A 13946-nucleotide genomic window follows, 5' to 3' on the forward strand; every position below is an offset into this window, starting at 1 on the left:
AGACGCCGGGACGGTGGCTCGGTCGGCGCGAACGCGCCGATAGGGCCGTGCCCGTCAGGGTCGCGCAGGGTCTTCAAGCCTGATGGTATGGATTTCGCCGTCTTCACCGCCGAAGCGTCAGACCCGCTCATTATCATCGGTGAGGATGTTGGCAGATGCGTAGGAGAGTGCGACCGCGCTCGAATGCGATCGTTCCTCCGGCCATGATCGCACGCGTGTGACGCCCCGTGAAGGGCTCTCCTGTCTTGGACGCCGCCAGAATCTCGGTCGGCCCGGACGGCAACCATGTCACGGCCATGCGCAAACCGTCGTCGAGGAAATCAATGTCGGCCCGGCTGCCGTCTGCGCATGTGACGTATCGCTGTTCCAAGACCCGCGTCATTGAGTGAGGTCGGTGTATCTCCGACGTGTCGCGAGTATTTGGTGACGGCTCCGAACAGCCAACGGTCATCATAAGTAGCGTGGCGGCGCAGATGCGCACGTCAACCATTCCGCTTCCTCATTAATCCGGACTCACGCCTCGCGGGTCCGTCGCCAAGTTGGCCGGCAACCCCGAAGGGCTGCCGGCTCGGGTATGGTCCCGCAACGAGCCGGTTATTCAGCTCGCCGAAGGGTTGGCGGAAACAACCTTGCCGTCCGCACCAATCACGACGTGAAGCGTGCGCCGTGCGACAGGCTCGGAGGGATTGGTGAAAGTCACGACGGTCTGACGCGCGCCGTTGGCGGTCCGCTGCGCGGTGCCCTCGACCTTTGCTTTGGACCAGCTCGGGGCGAGCTTGGATTGCGTCACCATGCGAACGACGTGCTGACGCGCCACCTCGGCGGGCGCTTGGCTATGCGCTTCCTCGTCGTGAACGGGATGGGCGGCGGCGGGGGCTGCGGCCAATACCGCGACGGCTAGGACTGCGTATTTCATGGGTAGTCTCCTCGTGGTGGAAAGGGTGGAGTGCATCGCTACGATCAGGATTTCGGCTTCGCAGCGAAGCTGCGGAACGTGCCGGTCGCCGTCACGGTGATGGTCACGGGCGCAGTGGTGCGGTTGCGCCAATACCATCCGTGCATCCCGTCGAAAGGAGCCTGGAAATCGCCCTTCTCGCCGGCGGACGATCCTTTCTCGTAGCTGGTGTATTTATCTGCCGGCGCGTCGTGTTCCTCGCCGTGAAGCTCGAAACGGACCTCCGGTCCGCCGGTCGACCAGGCGTAGGCGATCCGGTCGCCAGCGCGCATGTCTGCCTTCACTTCGCGACCTTCGTCGGGCTGGAGCGTGATCTTCACCTCGGCCGTCTGCGCGGTCGCCGGCACGCTCGACCTTGCAGCCGGCGAAGCCGGCGCCGTGGTCGCCGGGACTGTGGCGGTCTCGGCTGCATGTTCGGCCTGCTTGACCTCTCCCATGCGAGTGAGGCCGAGCAGGCGGCCCGTCCCGATCGGATCGACGCCGTATTCGGCGGGCAGGATCGTCGTCGCGAGCAGCGCGACGGCGACGCCGAAGGCAAGCGCCGTTGCCCGGTTGAGCTGGCGCAGCGTCGGGAGATCGCCGACGTTTGGCAGATTGGCGTTTTTCATCAGGCGTTCCCTTCGAGAATGAGGCCGGCGAGCTGGTAGCCGGTAAGGACGAAGCCCGCGGTCATCAGGACCACGTTCGCGGCAAAGGCATGTCGGCGGAAGCTGGCGGTGCGGCGCCAGTAGCCCATGACGATCAGGATCGCGGACAGAGCGAGTAACTGGCCGATTTCGACGCCGACGTTGAACGACAACAGATTCACCAAAAGGCCGTTCGATGGCAGCGCGAAGTCCTGGAGCTTGGTCGCGAGGCCGAAGCCGTGGAACAGGCCGAAGATCAGGACCGCGGCCTTGGCGTTAGGCTGGACGCCGAACCACCGCTGATAGGCACCGAGATTGTCGAGCGCCTTATAGACCACCGACAGACCGATAATCGCGTCGATCGCATAGGGACTGACGTGGGTGCCGAGCAGAACGCCGGCGATCAGCGTCGTGCTGTGGCCGATCGCGAACAGCGTCACGTAGGCGGCAACCTGCTTCATCCGGTAGAGGAAGAAGATCACCCCGAACAGAAACAGCAGATGGTCGTAACCTGTGACCATGTGCTTGGCGCCGAGATAGAGGAAGGCGCCAGGGGCGGGTCCGTTGATCGTTTCGATGAATGCCTGATCGCCTTCGGCGACCCCATGTGCATAGGCGGCGCTTGCCATGAACGTCGCGGTGGCGACGGCAAGGAACGTCGTCACCCCTCTCAAGTGCAGCGGGAGGCGCCACGGGCGGTTGGATGATGTTTCCACGGTAAATTGTCTCCGCTTCATCACGCGAGCGCGTGCGTCGGGGTGGCAGGGTCGGGGCGTCGCCGTTGCGACCACCGGCCCGCCAGGGCGGTGATCGCTGGCAGCACCAGCAAGGTCAGGGCGGTCGAAGTAATGAGGCCGCCGATGACGACGGTTGCGAGCGGCCGTTGCACCTCGGCACCTGTGCCGGTGGCGAGCGCCATCGGCACGAAGCCGAGCGATGCCACCAGCGCGGTCATCAGCACCGGGCGGACGCGCTCCATTGCGCCGTCCACGATCGCGTCATCGTCGCTCGCCCCTTCCTCGCGATGCTTCCCGATCGCGCTCATCATCACGAGGCCGTTGAGGACGGCGACGCCCGACAGGGCGATGAACCCGACCGCTGCGGTGATCGAGAAGGGGATGCCGCGCAGCAGCAGCGCAAACACGCCCCCGGCAAGCGCCATCGGCACCGCCGAGAACACGATCGCCGCCGACACGAAGCTGCCGAGCGCCATGTAGAGCAGGGCGTAGATCGCAATGAAGCAGATCGGCACCACGATCAGCAGGCGTAGCCGAGCCGATTGCAGGCTCTCGAAGGTGCCGCCCCACTCGGTATACATGCCAGCGGGGAGCTGCATCTGGCCGATCTTCGCCTGCGCTTCCTCGACGAACCCGCCAAGGTCGCGCCCACGCACGTTGATCTGCACGACCACCATCCGCTTGCCGTTCTCACGACTGATCTGGTTCAACCCTTGGGTGTAGTTGAACCGGGCGACCTGGCTTAGCGGGATCGAGCGCGCCACCTGACCTTCGGCAGCGGGCAGCATCACCGGGATCGACCCCAGCGTCTCAAGGTCGTCCCGCTGCGCGTCGGGCAGGCGGACCACGACGTCGAACCGCCGGTCGCCCTCGAACAGCAGCCCGGCCTCACGCCCGCCAAGCGCAGCCGAGACGGTGTTCGCCACCTCCTCGACCGACAGGCCGTAACGGCCCGCCGCCTGACGGTCGATCTGCACGTCGAAGGTCGGCGCGCCGGACGTCTGTTCGGCACTCACGTCGCCAGCGCCGGGGATCGTGCGCATGACGGCGGCGATGCGCTTCGCCTGTTCGCTCATCGCGTCGAGGTCGTCGCCGTAAAGTTTGATCGCGACGTCGGCGCGAACGCCGGCGATCAGCTCGTTGAAGCGCATCTGGATCGGTTGCTGGATCTCCGTCCGGTTGCCGATCAGCGGCTTCATCCGCTCCTCGATGCGGCGAAGAATGTCCTCCTTGCTTTTCACCTCCGTCGGCCACTCGTTCTCCGGCTTGGGGATGACGTAGGTATCCGACGCATTGGGTGGCATCGGATCGGTGCCGAGGTCGGCGTTACCGTTCTTGGAGAAGACCAGCGCCACCTCCGGCAGCGTCTTCAATGCATTCTCGATCTGGAGCTGCATCTGCGTCGATTGGTCGATCGACGCAGATGGCACGCGGAAGTTGGTGACGGTTATGTCCTTCTCGTCGAGCTGCGGCATGAACTCCTCGCCGAGGAAGCCAAAGCTCAGCACGGCCGCGACGAACACGCCGACACCGCCCAGGATGAAGGGCATCGGGCGGGCGACAGCCCGGCCCAGCACGGGGGCGTAGCGTTCCTTGAACCAGCGGATCGGCTTCACTTCCGTCTCACTGACCCGGCCCTTGACGACGATCGCGATCATCGCGGGAACGAAGGTAAGCGACAGGACGAAAGCAGAGGCGAGCGCCACCATCAACGTGATCGCCATCGGCGCGAACGTCTTGCCCTCAACGCCCTGGAAGGTGAGCAGCGGCACGAAGACGAGGAAGATGATGAGCTGACCATAAACGGTCGGCCGCACCATCTCCTTGGCCGCGAGCGTCGTTTCCTCCATCCGCTCTTCGCGGGTGAGAAGCCGGCCTTCATGCTCCTGGCGTTCGGCGAGGCGGCGAAGCGCGTTCTCGACGATGATGACGGCGCCGTCGACGATCAACCCGAAATCGAGCGCGCCGAGGCTCATCAGATTGCCCGACACGCCCAGCCCGTTCATTCCTGCGGCCGTCATCAACATGGTAATCGGGATGACTGCGGCGGTGATGAGCGCAGCGCGGATGTTGCCGAGCAGCAGGAACAGCACGACGATGACGAGCAGCGCGCCTTCGGTCAGGTTCTTTTCCACCGTCGCGATCGTCGCGTTGACGAGCTTTGAGCGGTTATAGACCGGCTCGGCGAACACGTCGGGCGGCAGCGCCTTGTTGATCTGCGTCAGCTTCTCGGCGGCGTCTGTCGCGACGATGCGGCTGTTGTCGCCTACCAGCATCAGCACGGTCGAGATGACCGCTTCCGATCCCATGCGACTGCCGGAGCCGGTGCGGACCGCACCGCCGATCACCACCTGGCCCACGTCCTTGACGCGAACGGGGACGCCGTTGCGGGTCGCGACGACGGCTTCCTGAATGTCTTCGATCGACTTCAGACGAGCATCGGCGCGGACAAGGAAGCTCTCGCCAGCGCGGCGGACATAGTTCGACCCGGCGGAGAGGTTGGCCCGCTCCATCGCATCCGCCAGCTCCGTGACGGACAATCCATAGCTGGCGAGCGCGTTGAGGTTCGGCTCGATCAGATATTGCTTCACATAGCCGCCGTTGGAATCGACGCCGGCGACGCCGCGCACCGCCCGCATCTGCGGGCGGATGATCCAGTCCTGCACCGTGCGGAGATAGGCGGCCTTCGCCAGTTCGGTGGTCAGCCGCTCGCCCTCGGGGGTGAGGTAGCTGCCGTCCGACTGCCAGCCCGGTTTGCCGTCGACCGTCTTCAGGCCCTTGCCGTCGGGATGGCGGAAGGCGACCGAATAGAAGAAGATCTCGCCAAGCCCGGTGCTGAGCGGCGCGAGGATCGGCTGCGCGTTGGCGGGAAGGCTGTCGCGCGACTGTGCGAGCCGTTCCGTCACCTGCTGGCGCGCAAAGTAAATATCGGTGCGGTCGGTAAAGACCGCTGTCACCTGGCTGAAGCCATTGCGTGAGATGGAGCGGGTCATCTCAAGCCCTGGTATTCCGGCAAGCGCCGTCTCCACCGGGAACGTCACCTGCTTCTCGATGTCGACCGGCCCCAGCGTCGGCGCGAAGGTGCTGATCTGGACCTGCCGGTTGGTGACGTCGGGCACGGCGTCGATCGGCAGCTTGGTGATCTGCCAGAGGCCGAAGCCGATGACGACGAGGGTCAGGAAGGCGACAAGCCATCGCATCCGGACCGAAAGGGAGAGGATGCGGCCGATCATTCCGCCGACTCCTTCTCGATCTCGGCCTTGAGAAGGAAAGCGTTGGTGGTGGCGATCTGCGTGCCGGCGGCAAGGCCGCCGGTGATCGCCACCATCCCGCCCGATCGGCTGCCGATCTGAACCGGCTGCGCGCGGAAGCCCTGGCCGGTGCGGACGAACACCACGCTGTCGCTGCCAAGCGTCTGCACCGCGTCTTGCGGCACCATCACGCCGCTCTTTGCGGCCCCGCCACTGGCGAGGATGCGAGCCTGAACAAGCTGGCCCGGGGCAAGCGTGCTGCCGCCGGCGGTCGGCGTGACGACGACCGTCGCGGTCCGCGATTGCGGATCGACGACGCCGGTCGCCGAACGCACCCGCCCTTCTATCGTGCGACCGTCTGTGGTGGTCAGCTCTACCCTGTCGCCTTCTCGGACACGGCCAGCATCGGCAGGCGGGACGCTTGCGGTAATCTGAAGCCGGCTCGGATCGGCGACGCGGAACAGCTCGGTTTCAGCCGCGACGAACTGGCCGAGATTGGCACCGGCATTGGTAACGCGCCCCGAAACGGGGCTGACGACCGCAACCGATCGACCGTCGCCCGACACGCGAGCCGCGCCCGCGGCGGCGCTAGCCCGGCGAGCGTCGGCCTGGGCGACGGCAAGGTTGGCCTGTGCCGATTCATAGTCGGCGCGGGGTGTCACACCCTGCGCGAGCAAACCGCGCTCTCGTTCGAGCTGACGCGCGGCGAGGGTGACGCGCGCGGATGCGGCCGAGCGGTCGGCTGCGATTTGTGAAGCGTCGCGGCTCTCGACCAATGCAAGGGTCTGGCCGGCGCGAACCGGATCGCCGATGCGGACCATGATACGGCTGACCGTGCCTGGCGCGCGCGCGGTCAGCACCGCCTCGGCGTCGGGCGTCGCCTCGACCGTGGCGGAGGCAAGGATCGCGGCGTCCAGCTCGCCGGATGCCGCCGGGGCTACAGTGATTTGCGATGCTGAAAGCGCCTGTTGCGTCATCGCGACCGTGTTCGACGGCTTTGCTGGCGCTGCGGCTTCCGTAGGGGCAGGGGCGGGGGTGGACGATTGGGTGAGGCGCGCAGCGCCGAACCCAAGCGCAGCGGCAGCGACCAGGCCAATGGCGGCGCCGGTGTAGAGACGATTTTTATCGGTCATTGCACCGCTTCTCCGGTGATGGTGAGGCCCTGCAGACGGGCCAGATTGGCGCGAGCGTCGAGGCGCGCTGCGGCGGCGTCGAGGATGACGCCACGGGCGACCCCGAGATTGTGACGCGCGGCAAGGAGTTCGATCAGCGGGCTTTTGCCCGCCTCGTAGGCCACGCGAGCGAGGCGATAGCCCTCTTGGGCGGTCGCCAACGTCCGCTGCGCGGCAGCGGCGCGAGCGTCGGCTGCCTCTACCAGTGCGAGACCAGCGCGTGTCCCCGCCTCGGCTTCGAGCCGGGCTGCTGCGGCACGCGCCTCGGCACCTTGCAGTTCGGCACGTGCCGCCGAGATGTTGCCCCGGTTGCGATCGAAGAGGGGCAGCGGGACGGATATGCCGGCAACGACGGCGGGGCCGCTCGCGACGCGAAGCTGGCGCACGCCGAGCTGCGCGGTGACGTTGGGGATGGCGAGGCGCTGTTGCACCGTCACCGCTCGCGCTGCGGCGTCCCGTTCGGCTTCTGCAACGCGCACCATCGTCGCCTGCATAGGGTCGATGGGGCCGAACGCCGGCTTGGCGTCGAGCCGATCCAAGAGTGATTCCGACAGGCCGGTGAAGGGGGTTGTAATACCGGCCAGCGCGGACAGGCGTGCCAGCGCGGCCGTCTTGAGGGCGCGCGCGTTTTCGAGGTCGGCCTGAAGCGTGTTGAGTTCTGTTTCAGCCTGCACCTGCCGGAGGCGGGCTTCCTTGCCAGCGCCGACCAAGGCGCGGGCCACCTTCAGGTCGTCGGTCGCCTCCTCAACTTCGTCCTCGGCAATAGCGATGCGCCGATCGGCGATCTCGGCGCCGGCATAGGCGCGTGCCAGCTCGGTCGCATAGACAAGGCGACCATCGCGATTGCGCGCCTGCGCCGCGACGATGCCGGCTTCACCGGCGGCGATCCGGGCTGATCGCTTGCCACCCAGCTCGATGGGCTGATCGATCTGGAACGTCGTTTGCTGCTGGTTGCGCGCGTTGCGATCGAGGTCGCCCGCGAAATTTTCGGCATAGACGTTGATCGACGGGTTAGGCCGCGCGCGAGCTTGCTCGGCAAGGCCCCGCGCGCGGGCGACGTCGGCTTCCAAGACCGTGACGCGGGGCACATCGCGCGTCTGGTTCAGAAGCTGTGCGAAAGGGGGCGCGGTCTGCGACCACGCTGCACCCGCGGGCCATAGCGCCGCGAGCGTGCCGGCCAGCGCAAGCACGCGCTGCCGGCGATAACTGCCGTTCATAATCCATAATCCTCCAGGGGTAAGTCTGTCGGCGCGTCACGCGCCGGCGAGACTCATCCGCGGGGAGGGCGCAGGAGCTTGGAAGGATCGATACCGCTCGCCAGCGATGTGGTGAGGATCGACCACGCGCGAGCGGCGACGATCGCCGGCACTTTCGCAGTCGTCGGCCCGTCGAAGGCGACCCAATGACCAGCGGCATGAGCGAGAACATGCACCGGACTGTCGCCGCCAGTCTGCTTGGCGGGAGCGTGATCGTTATGCTCGGCCGCAGCCGCATGGTCATGGTCATGGTCGACGGCGGCGACTTGCACGGGCACATGGTCATGGACCATCGCGCTGTGCCACGACGACGCCGCGACGAGGCCGAGCATGGCGACGAGCGCCAGCACGGCTCCGAACAGCGCGGAAGAGGAACGACGCATCGCCATCGTGCGCAGCGTAGGCGGACGTTGGGAACGGGGCAAGGAAATCACTTACCCGGCCATTTTGGATGGCGACGGTCGATCACATAGGGATGTTCGCCGTGGCTGTGGACCGCGAGATGCGGATCATCGGCGGCGAGGTCGCTATGTTCATGCGCGATCACGTCGGGGTCGTTCGCGGGCCATATACGGACGGCGACGAGGGTGCCGATCGCAGCAAGAACGGCCATCGCACCGAACGCCGCCTCCATTCCGACGCGAGCGCCGAGCTGGCCGACGAGCGGATAGCAGACCAGCCAGCAGACGTGGCTGAGTGCGAATTGTGCCGCGAACAATGCGGGGCGATCATCGGCGTTCGCCGACCGACGTAGCAGCCGTCCCGATGGCGTGACGCTCGCTGAATAGGCGACGCCCAGCACCAACCATCCGCCGAGCAGGACATGCCAGTAGGCCGGGCCTGGCTGCATGATGGCGGTGATCGCGGCGAGGGCCGCGAGCGCCAACGTCAGGATAGCGGCGGCGACCAGCATGACGGTCCGATCCGCAATCCGATCGAGGATACGAGGCAGGGTCAGCGCAGCGGTGATCGAGCCGCCCCCGAAGGCGGCGAGGGTCAACGCGACGTCGCGCTGGCTTAGGCCCATGCCTTTCACGATAACGACGGTGTTGACGATCACCATTGCGCTCGCGGCGGCAGCGGTGAGGGTCAGCGCCAGCAATCCGCGCAGGCGAGGCGTCGCGAGGTATATACGCGTGCCCCGCGTCGTCTTGTCGTAGATGCCGCCCTCGGCCTCAACCGGCGCCGGTCGGGGCAGGACGGTCGATACGACCAGCAGCGCCGACGCGACAAAGCCTATCGCGGTGCCCGAGAACAGCCAGTGGTAGCTCATCACCGTCAAAAGACCGGCCGCGAGGATCGGGCTCGTCAGGCTCTCCATGTCATAGGCGAGGCGGGACAGGGACAGCGCGCGGGTATAGTCGCGTTCCTCCGGGAGGACGTCCGGGATCGTAGCCTGAAAGGTTGGCGTGAACGCGGCCGATGCCGATTGCAGGACGAAGATCAAGATATAGACCTGCCAGACTTGGTTCACGAACGGCAGGCAAATGGCGACACCGGCGCGGATCACGTCCATTCCGACCAGCAAGGCACGGCGTGGCACGCGATTGGCGAACGCGCCGGCGATCGGCGCGACGCCGATATAGGCGACCATCTTAATCGCAAGCGCAGTCCCCAGCACCGCCCCGGCACTGCCGCCAGCTATGTCGTAAGCGAGCAAGCCGAGCGCGACCGTCGCCAGTCCCGTTCCTACAAGCGCGATGATCTGCGCGAGGAAAAGGTGCCGATACGTGCGGTTGGCGAGGACACTGAGCATGATCGCGCTATATCCCCCCGGGGGATCGAGTCTATCCCCCCTGGGGGATACTCGACAGCAGCCCCTCACGCGCACTAAATAAGGGGATGGCCCATCACGCTCACACCAGCCACCCCGCAATCGTCAAACGGCTCAACCGCGTCGCTGGTCATCTGCGTAGCATCGTCGGCATGATCGAAGAGGAGCGCCCCTGCGTCGATATTGCGCAACAGCTTCAAGCGGTCGAAAACGCCATCGCCAGCGCCAAGCGCGCGCTCATCAACGATCATATCGACCATTGCCTAGTCCATGCCGAAGAAGGTGAGGGGACCAAGGCGGCGGTGGAGCAGTTCCGCGCGATCTCAAAATACTGGTGATGCGCCGCGCGGCGAGGGGTGTGCCACGTGGCACACCTCCTGAAGACCGCTACCGGGCGCATTAGGCCCAGATCGCTTCCTGATCCCAGCCTTCGAGAAACCCGCCCTGCGCGGCGCTGGCGAATGGCATTTCGGGGAAGGAAAGCCAATGTGCTTTCATCCGGCCACTCCACGATGTGCCCGGATTGATCCGCTTGGCGAGATAGGAGGCAACTGCCGCCGCGCCATAGACACGGTTCCGCTGCACGACGTCGTTGCCGATATGGACCATGCGCGGCGCCTCGAACGCTTTGGGCACCTGGGGCTGGTTGATGATGCCGGTATTCCACAGCCGGGAATGATGCGCGCTGATGTTGCGCACGAAGGCAAGGCTCTTGATCCAGCTCACCAGCGTGTCGGGGAGCAGATTATAGCGTTTTGCGATGGCGAAACGGTCGTTGGGATGCGCCATTTCGAGCAGCCAGGATAGCGTTCCAAAATCCCATGCCTCGACAGCCATCCAGATCGGCATTGGCGGCGTGTAGGTATTGTAGAACTCCGACACCCAATCGTCTTTACAGCGGTCGACGGAATCGTCCGCCTTCGCCAACCAGCTCAGGTGCCGGGTCGTGCCTTTAAAATTAGCGTTCGCACGATTGGGATCGAGGTAGGCGACCGATCGATGGGCGAACAGGTCACGATTCCCGAGCGCATGGGCGAGATCGACGCGCAGCGCGACTTCGATCCGTTCGATGGCATCGAGGAAGAGCAAGCGGAGCTGCTTGTCGAAGAGATAGAGATCGACGGCATGGCGAAACTCGGCACCGGCTTGAAACTGGTCGGTGCGAATGGTGCGCGTGGCATCGTCGGGATCGGGGATGCGCTCTTGCAGCGGTTGCCAATAGGGCGACAGGCGACCGTAGCCGATTCGCTCAAGATGGCGGATGGCTTTGGCTTGGTCGGTGACGCCCAAACCGCGGCCTTCAAGGAGGGCGAGCTGGTCGGCGAAGCTGAGATGGGGTTTGGCGTAGGGCGGAAGCATCGCCCCAGATATGAAGAAGGCCGCCCCTTGATGCCATAGGCAACAGCGGGGACGGCCATGTTGTCCTCTATCTAGATGTTCGGGTCTGAGGATTCAATTAAAAATTGACGGCGGGTCGCCGCGTGACCGCTCGGGCGAGGCAAACGCGCTCCGACAAATTTTGGGGGAGGCAAATCTGTCTCCGCCCTATATGCTTCCTTATCCTGATTACACGGTATCGTGTTTACGGGCTCACTGTGCTTCGTGAGACATTGGTGCCTCCCTCACTAGGGACAACAATGTCTCCGAGTGGGCGACGTTTTTGTCTCCCCACCCCCTCTGGAAATGGTGCGCGAATGTGCTATTTCCACCATCATGAGCAAGCAACCCGACGATACCACAAAGGAGGCAGGATCGAACGTCTTTTCGATCGCGGCGGTGGCGAAGCCGAAGAAGCGGAAGGACAAGTGGCCGGATGCCGTCCTGTCGCGTGGCTACAGCATGATCCCGTCGATCCTGTTGTGGGGCCAGGCCAAGATGGGTCTGAAGCCTGACGAGTTGAACGTGCTGCTTCAGCTCATCAGCCATTGGTGGTCGGCCGATCACGATCCGCATCCTGCCAAGGACACGATCGCCCGCCGTATGGGCAAGGACGCACGGACGGTTCAGCGGCACCTGACCGCGTTGGAGACGAAGGGTTTCATCAAACGGGTCGAGCGCTTCAAGCGGCACAAGGGCCAGGACAGCAATGGCTACGATCTGTCCGGACTGATCGCCAAGCTGGAGACGATCGCGCCGGAGTTCGAGAAGGTGACGGATCAGAACAAGCGCCGACGCGCGAAGGCTGAGACGAAAACGGCATAGGTTTCAAGGATCGCGCGCCGCGAAAGCGGCGTGTGGGGCCGGTCAGTCCAAGGCCGGTTCGGAACGTAGGGATTGGCGCTTCGGGCAGAAGCATGGCCCCCTTCCAAAAGGGGTAATGACGCCGCCAATCCCTACGCTCGCTGATTTAGCACAGCGGGGCGCTGACCCCAAACCCCGGGGAAGCTCATGAGCTATACCGAAGAGACACGCCAATCGACCTGCCCTTCATGCGGCAAGCTCAACCATGTCATCGTGGCCTATGCCGGGGACTATCGGGCGTCACCTCAAGCTTTGTACGCTGAACAACGATTTTCCGGACATAATGTGAACATTGGTGTCAGGCAGCGGCGCGAAGGTACTGGTAGAGGGTTTCGCGGCTGATGCCCATGTCGCGCGCGATGGTCGCCTTGCGTTCACCGGCGGCAACGCGGCGGTGCAGATCGGCAATCATCTCATCCGAGAGCGACCGTTTCCGCCCCCGATAGGCGCCGCGCTGCCGAGCGATCGCAATGCCTTCGCGTTGCCGTTCGCGGATCAGGGCGCGCTCGAACTCAGCAAACGCACCCATGACCGAGAGCATCAGATTGGCCATCGGGGAGTCCTCCCCCGAGAAGGACAGGCTTTCCTTCTCAAACTCGATCCGGATACCTCGCTTGGTGAGGCCCTGGACCAGCTTGCGCAGGTCATCCAGATTGCGGGCCAACCGATCCATGCTGTGGACGACGACGGTATCGCCTTCGCGGGCGAAAGTGAGCAGAGCCTCAAGCTGGGGGCGGTTGACGTCCTTGCCCGATGCCTTGTCGGTGAAGGTCCGATCGAGCGACTGACCTTCCAATTGGCGATCCACATTCTGATCGAACGTGCTGACCCGGACATAGCCTGTGGATCGGCGTGGAAAAAGGACCCCGGTAGCGGGGTGATCGGCGTCGAAAAGGGACCCCTCATCCCGGTGGTCTAGGCTGTTCGCTTGGCGGTGTGTCAGGCGGCGAGAGCGGGATGCTGGTATTGGAGACGGTGTTGAGGATCCGGCGCGAGCACGCGTCGGGGAAGGCCATCAAGGCGATAGCGCGGGACCTGCACCTGTCGCGCAAGGTGGTGCGCAAGGCGATCCGGGCACCGGAGGCGGACATGGGCTACCGGCGGGCAGTGCAGCCGCTGCCGAAGCTGGGTCCGTTCCAGGCGCGACTGGATGCTTTGCTGGAGGACGATGAGGCACGGCCGCGGCGCGAGAAGCTGCGCCTCACGCGCATCCACGACCTGCTGCTACGCGAAGGGTTCGACGGCTCGTACGACGCGGTTCGCCGTTATGCGGCCCGCTGGCGGCAGGCGCGACGTCGCGATGTGATGGATGCGCCGGCGTTCATCCCGCTGCTGTTCCGACCGGGCGAGGCCTATCAGTTCGACTGGAGCCATGAGGACGTGGAGATCTCGGGCAAGCCGATGCGCGTGAAGGTCGCGCATGTGCGACTGTGCGCGTCGCGGGCCATGTATGTGCGGGCCTATCCGCGCGAGACACAGGAGATGCTGTTCGACGCGCATGCGCGGGCGTTTGCCTTCTTCGGAGGCGTGCCGACGCGCGGCATCTACGACAACATGAAGACGGCGGTGACGAGCGTGTTCACCGGCAAGGAGCGTGTCTTCAACCGGCGCTTCCTGGTCATGGCCAACCACTACATGGTCGAGCCGACCGCCTGCTCGCCCGCGTCGGGTTGGGAGAAGGGTCAGGTCGAGAACCAGGTGCAGACCGCGCGCGGCCGCTTCTTCCAGCCACGCCTGCGCTTTACCAGCCTCGCTGAGCTGAACGGCTGGTTGGAGGCCGAGTGTCGGCGCTGGGCCGACATGCACCAGCATCCCGAGCAGAAGGAACTGACGGTCGCTGAGGCATGGGCAGCCGAACAGGCTGTACTCCAGCCTGTTGTCGCGCCCTTCGACGGCTTCCACGAGAGCGAGCATGCGGTAAGCGGCACATGCCT

General features: G+C 64.9%; 13 protein-coding genes. 3 read left to right on the forward strand and 10 right to left on the reverse strand.

Features of this window, described 5'->3' with window-relative positions:
• Positions 1–598: 598 nt before the first annotated feature.
• The 8 genes from BMX36_RS17945 to BMX36_RS17980 all read right to left on the reverse strand — a co-directional run bounded on the left by BMX36_RS17945 (position 599) and on the right by BMX36_RS17980 (position 9753).
• Complete coding sequence (locus BMX36_RS17945; RefSeq protein ID WP_042469191.1) at positions 599–916, reverse strand: DUF6488 family protein; 318 nt, start codon at positions 914–916, stop codon at positions 599–601.
• Between the two features lie 44 nt (positions 917–960).
• Positions 961–1563, reverse strand: coding sequence for a hypothetical protein (locus tag BMX36_RS17950; RefSeq protein ID WP_042469192.1), 603 nt, complete (start codon positions 1561–1563; stop codon positions 961–963).
• On the reverse strand, positions 1563–2210 hold the full coding sequence (locus tag BMX36_RS17955) for a HupE/UreJ family protein (RefSeq protein ID WP_042469303.1): 648 nt from the start codon (positions 2208–2210) through the stop codon (positions 1563–1565). The genes BMX36_RS17950 and BMX36_RS17955 overlap by 1 nt, the downstream gene beginning before the upstream one ends.
• A 107-nt stretch (positions 2211–2317) precedes the next feature.
• Positions 2318–5551 carry an efflux RND transporter permease subunit gene (locus BMX36_RS17960; RefSeq protein WP_042469194.1) on the reverse strand — a complete coding sequence of 1078 codons (3234 nt, stop codon included), beginning with the start codon at positions 5549–5551 and terminating at the stop codon, positions 2318–2320.
• On the reverse strand, positions 5548–6702 hold the full coding sequence (locus BMX36_RS17965) for an efflux RND transporter periplasmic adaptor subunit (RefSeq protein WP_042469196.1): 1155 nt from the start codon (positions 6700–6702) through the stop codon (positions 5548–5550). Before BMX36_RS17965 ends, BMX36_RS17960 begins: the two co-directional genes overlap by 4 nt.
• Complete coding sequence (locus tag BMX36_RS17970) at positions 6699–7958, reverse strand: TolC family protein (protein WP_042469198.1); 1260 nt, start codon at positions 7956–7958, stop codon at positions 6699–6701. The genes BMX36_RS17965 and BMX36_RS17970 overlap by 4 nt, the downstream gene beginning before the upstream one ends.
• A gap of 53 nt (positions 7959–8011) precedes the next feature.
• Positions 8012–8386, reverse strand: coding sequence for a hypothetical protein (locus BMX36_RS17975; protein WP_061780292.1), 375 nt, complete (start codon positions 8384–8386; stop codon positions 8012–8014).
• 41 nt (positions 8387–8427) lie between these two features.
• Positions 8428–9753, reverse strand: coding sequence for an MFS transporter (locus tag BMX36_RS17980; RefSeq protein ID WP_061780291.1), 1326 nt, complete (start codon positions 9751–9753; stop codon positions 8428–8430).
• Positions 9754–9839: 86 nt separating this feature from the next.
• On the opposite strand from BMX36_RS17980, the gene BMX36_RS17985 reads away from it, so the two are divergent.
• A complete protein-coding gene (locus BMX36_RS17985; protein ID WP_042469202.1) occupies positions 9840–10109 on the forward strand; it encodes a metal-sensing transcriptional repressor in 270 nt (89 codons plus the stop codon).
• Positions 10110–10170: 61 nt separating this feature from the next.
• Here the strand turns inward: BMX36_RS17985 and BMX36_RS17990 are convergent, their stop codons facing one another.
• Positions 10171–11130, reverse strand: a complete 960-nt coding sequence (locus BMX36_RS17990) for an Abi family protein (protein WP_042469203.1) — start codon at positions 11128–11130, stop codon at positions 10171–10173.
• A 354-nt stretch (positions 11131–11484) separates the two neighbouring features.
• Between BMX36_RS17990 and BMX36_RS17995 the strand changes: the two genes are divergently transcribed.
• Positions 11485–11973, forward strand: a complete 489-nt coding sequence (locus BMX36_RS17995; RefSeq protein ID WP_061780290.1) for a helix-turn-helix domain-containing protein — start codon at positions 11485–11487, stop codon at positions 11971–11973.
• A 337-nt stretch (positions 11974–12310) separates the two neighbouring features.
• Here the strand turns inward: BMX36_RS17995 and BMX36_RS18000 are convergent, their stop codons facing one another.
• Complete coding sequence (locus tag BMX36_RS18000; RefSeq protein WP_218142211.1) at positions 12311–12820, reverse strand: recombinase family protein; 510 nt, start codon at positions 12818–12820, stop codon at positions 12311–12313.
• A gap of 149 nt (positions 12821–12969) precedes the next feature.
• Between BMX36_RS18000 and istA the strand changes: the two genes are divergently transcribed.
• Positions 12970–13946: IS21 family transposase (gene istA, locus BMX36_RS18005; RefSeq protein ID WP_143058614.1), on the forward strand; the 977-nt coding region annotated here is incomplete at its 3' end.

The sequence above is a fragment of the Sphingomonas sp. OV641 genome (assembly GCF_900109205.1).
Lineage (GTDB): Bacteria > Pseudomonadota > Alphaproteobacteria > Sphingomonadales > Sphingomonadaceae > Sphingomonas.

What these genes read in the sequence shown, in the direction of transcription:
- BMX36_RS17980 (WP_061780291.1), bottom strand. Translation starts at nt 9,753, where the DNA reads ATGCTCAGTGTCCTCGCCAACCGCACGTATCGGCACCTTTTCCTCGCG.
- BMX36_RS17970 (WP_042469198.1), bottom strand. Translation starts at nt 7,958, where the DNA reads ATGAACGGCAGTTATCGCCGGCAGCGCGTGCTTGCGCTGGCCGGCACG.
- BMX36_RS17945 (WP_042469191.1), bottom strand. Translation starts at nt 916, where the DNA reads ATGAAATACGCAGTCCTAGCCGTCGCGGTATTGGCCGCAGCCCCCGCC.
- BMX36_RS17965 (WP_042469196.1), bottom strand. Translation starts at nt 6,702, where the DNA reads ATGACCGATAAAAATCGTCTCTACACCGGCGCCGCCATTGGCCTGGTC.
- BMX36_RS17990 (WP_042469203.1), bottom strand. Translation starts at nt 11,130, where the DNA reads ATGCTTCCGCCCTACGCCAAACCCCATCTCAGCTTCGCCGACCAGCTC.
- BMX36_RS17955 (WP_042469303.1), bottom strand. Translation starts at nt 2,210, where the DNA reads ATGGCAAGCGCCGCCTATGCACATGGGGTCGCCGAAGGCGATCAGGCA.
- BMX36_RS17975 (WP_061780292.1), bottom strand. Translation starts at nt 8,386, where the DNA reads ATGGCGATGCGTCGTTCCTCTTCCGCGCTGTTCGGAGCCGTGCTGGCG.
- BMX36_RS17995 (WP_061780290.1), top strand. Translation starts at nt 11,485, where the DNA reads ATGAGCAAGCAACCCGACGATACCACAAAGGAGGCAGGATCGAACGTC.
- BMX36_RS17985 (WP_042469202.1), top strand. Translation starts at nt 9,840, where the DNA reads ATGGCCCATCACGCTCACACCAGCCACCCCGCAATCGTCAAACGGCTC.
- BMX36_RS17950 (WP_042469192.1), bottom strand. Translation starts at nt 1,563, where the DNA reads ATGAAAAACGCCAATCTGCCAAACGTCGGCGATCTCCCGACGCTGCGC.
- BMX36_RS17960 (WP_042469194.1), bottom strand. Translation starts at nt 5,551, where the DNA reads ATGATCGGCCGCATCCTCTCCCTTTCGGTCCGGATGCGATGGCTTGTC.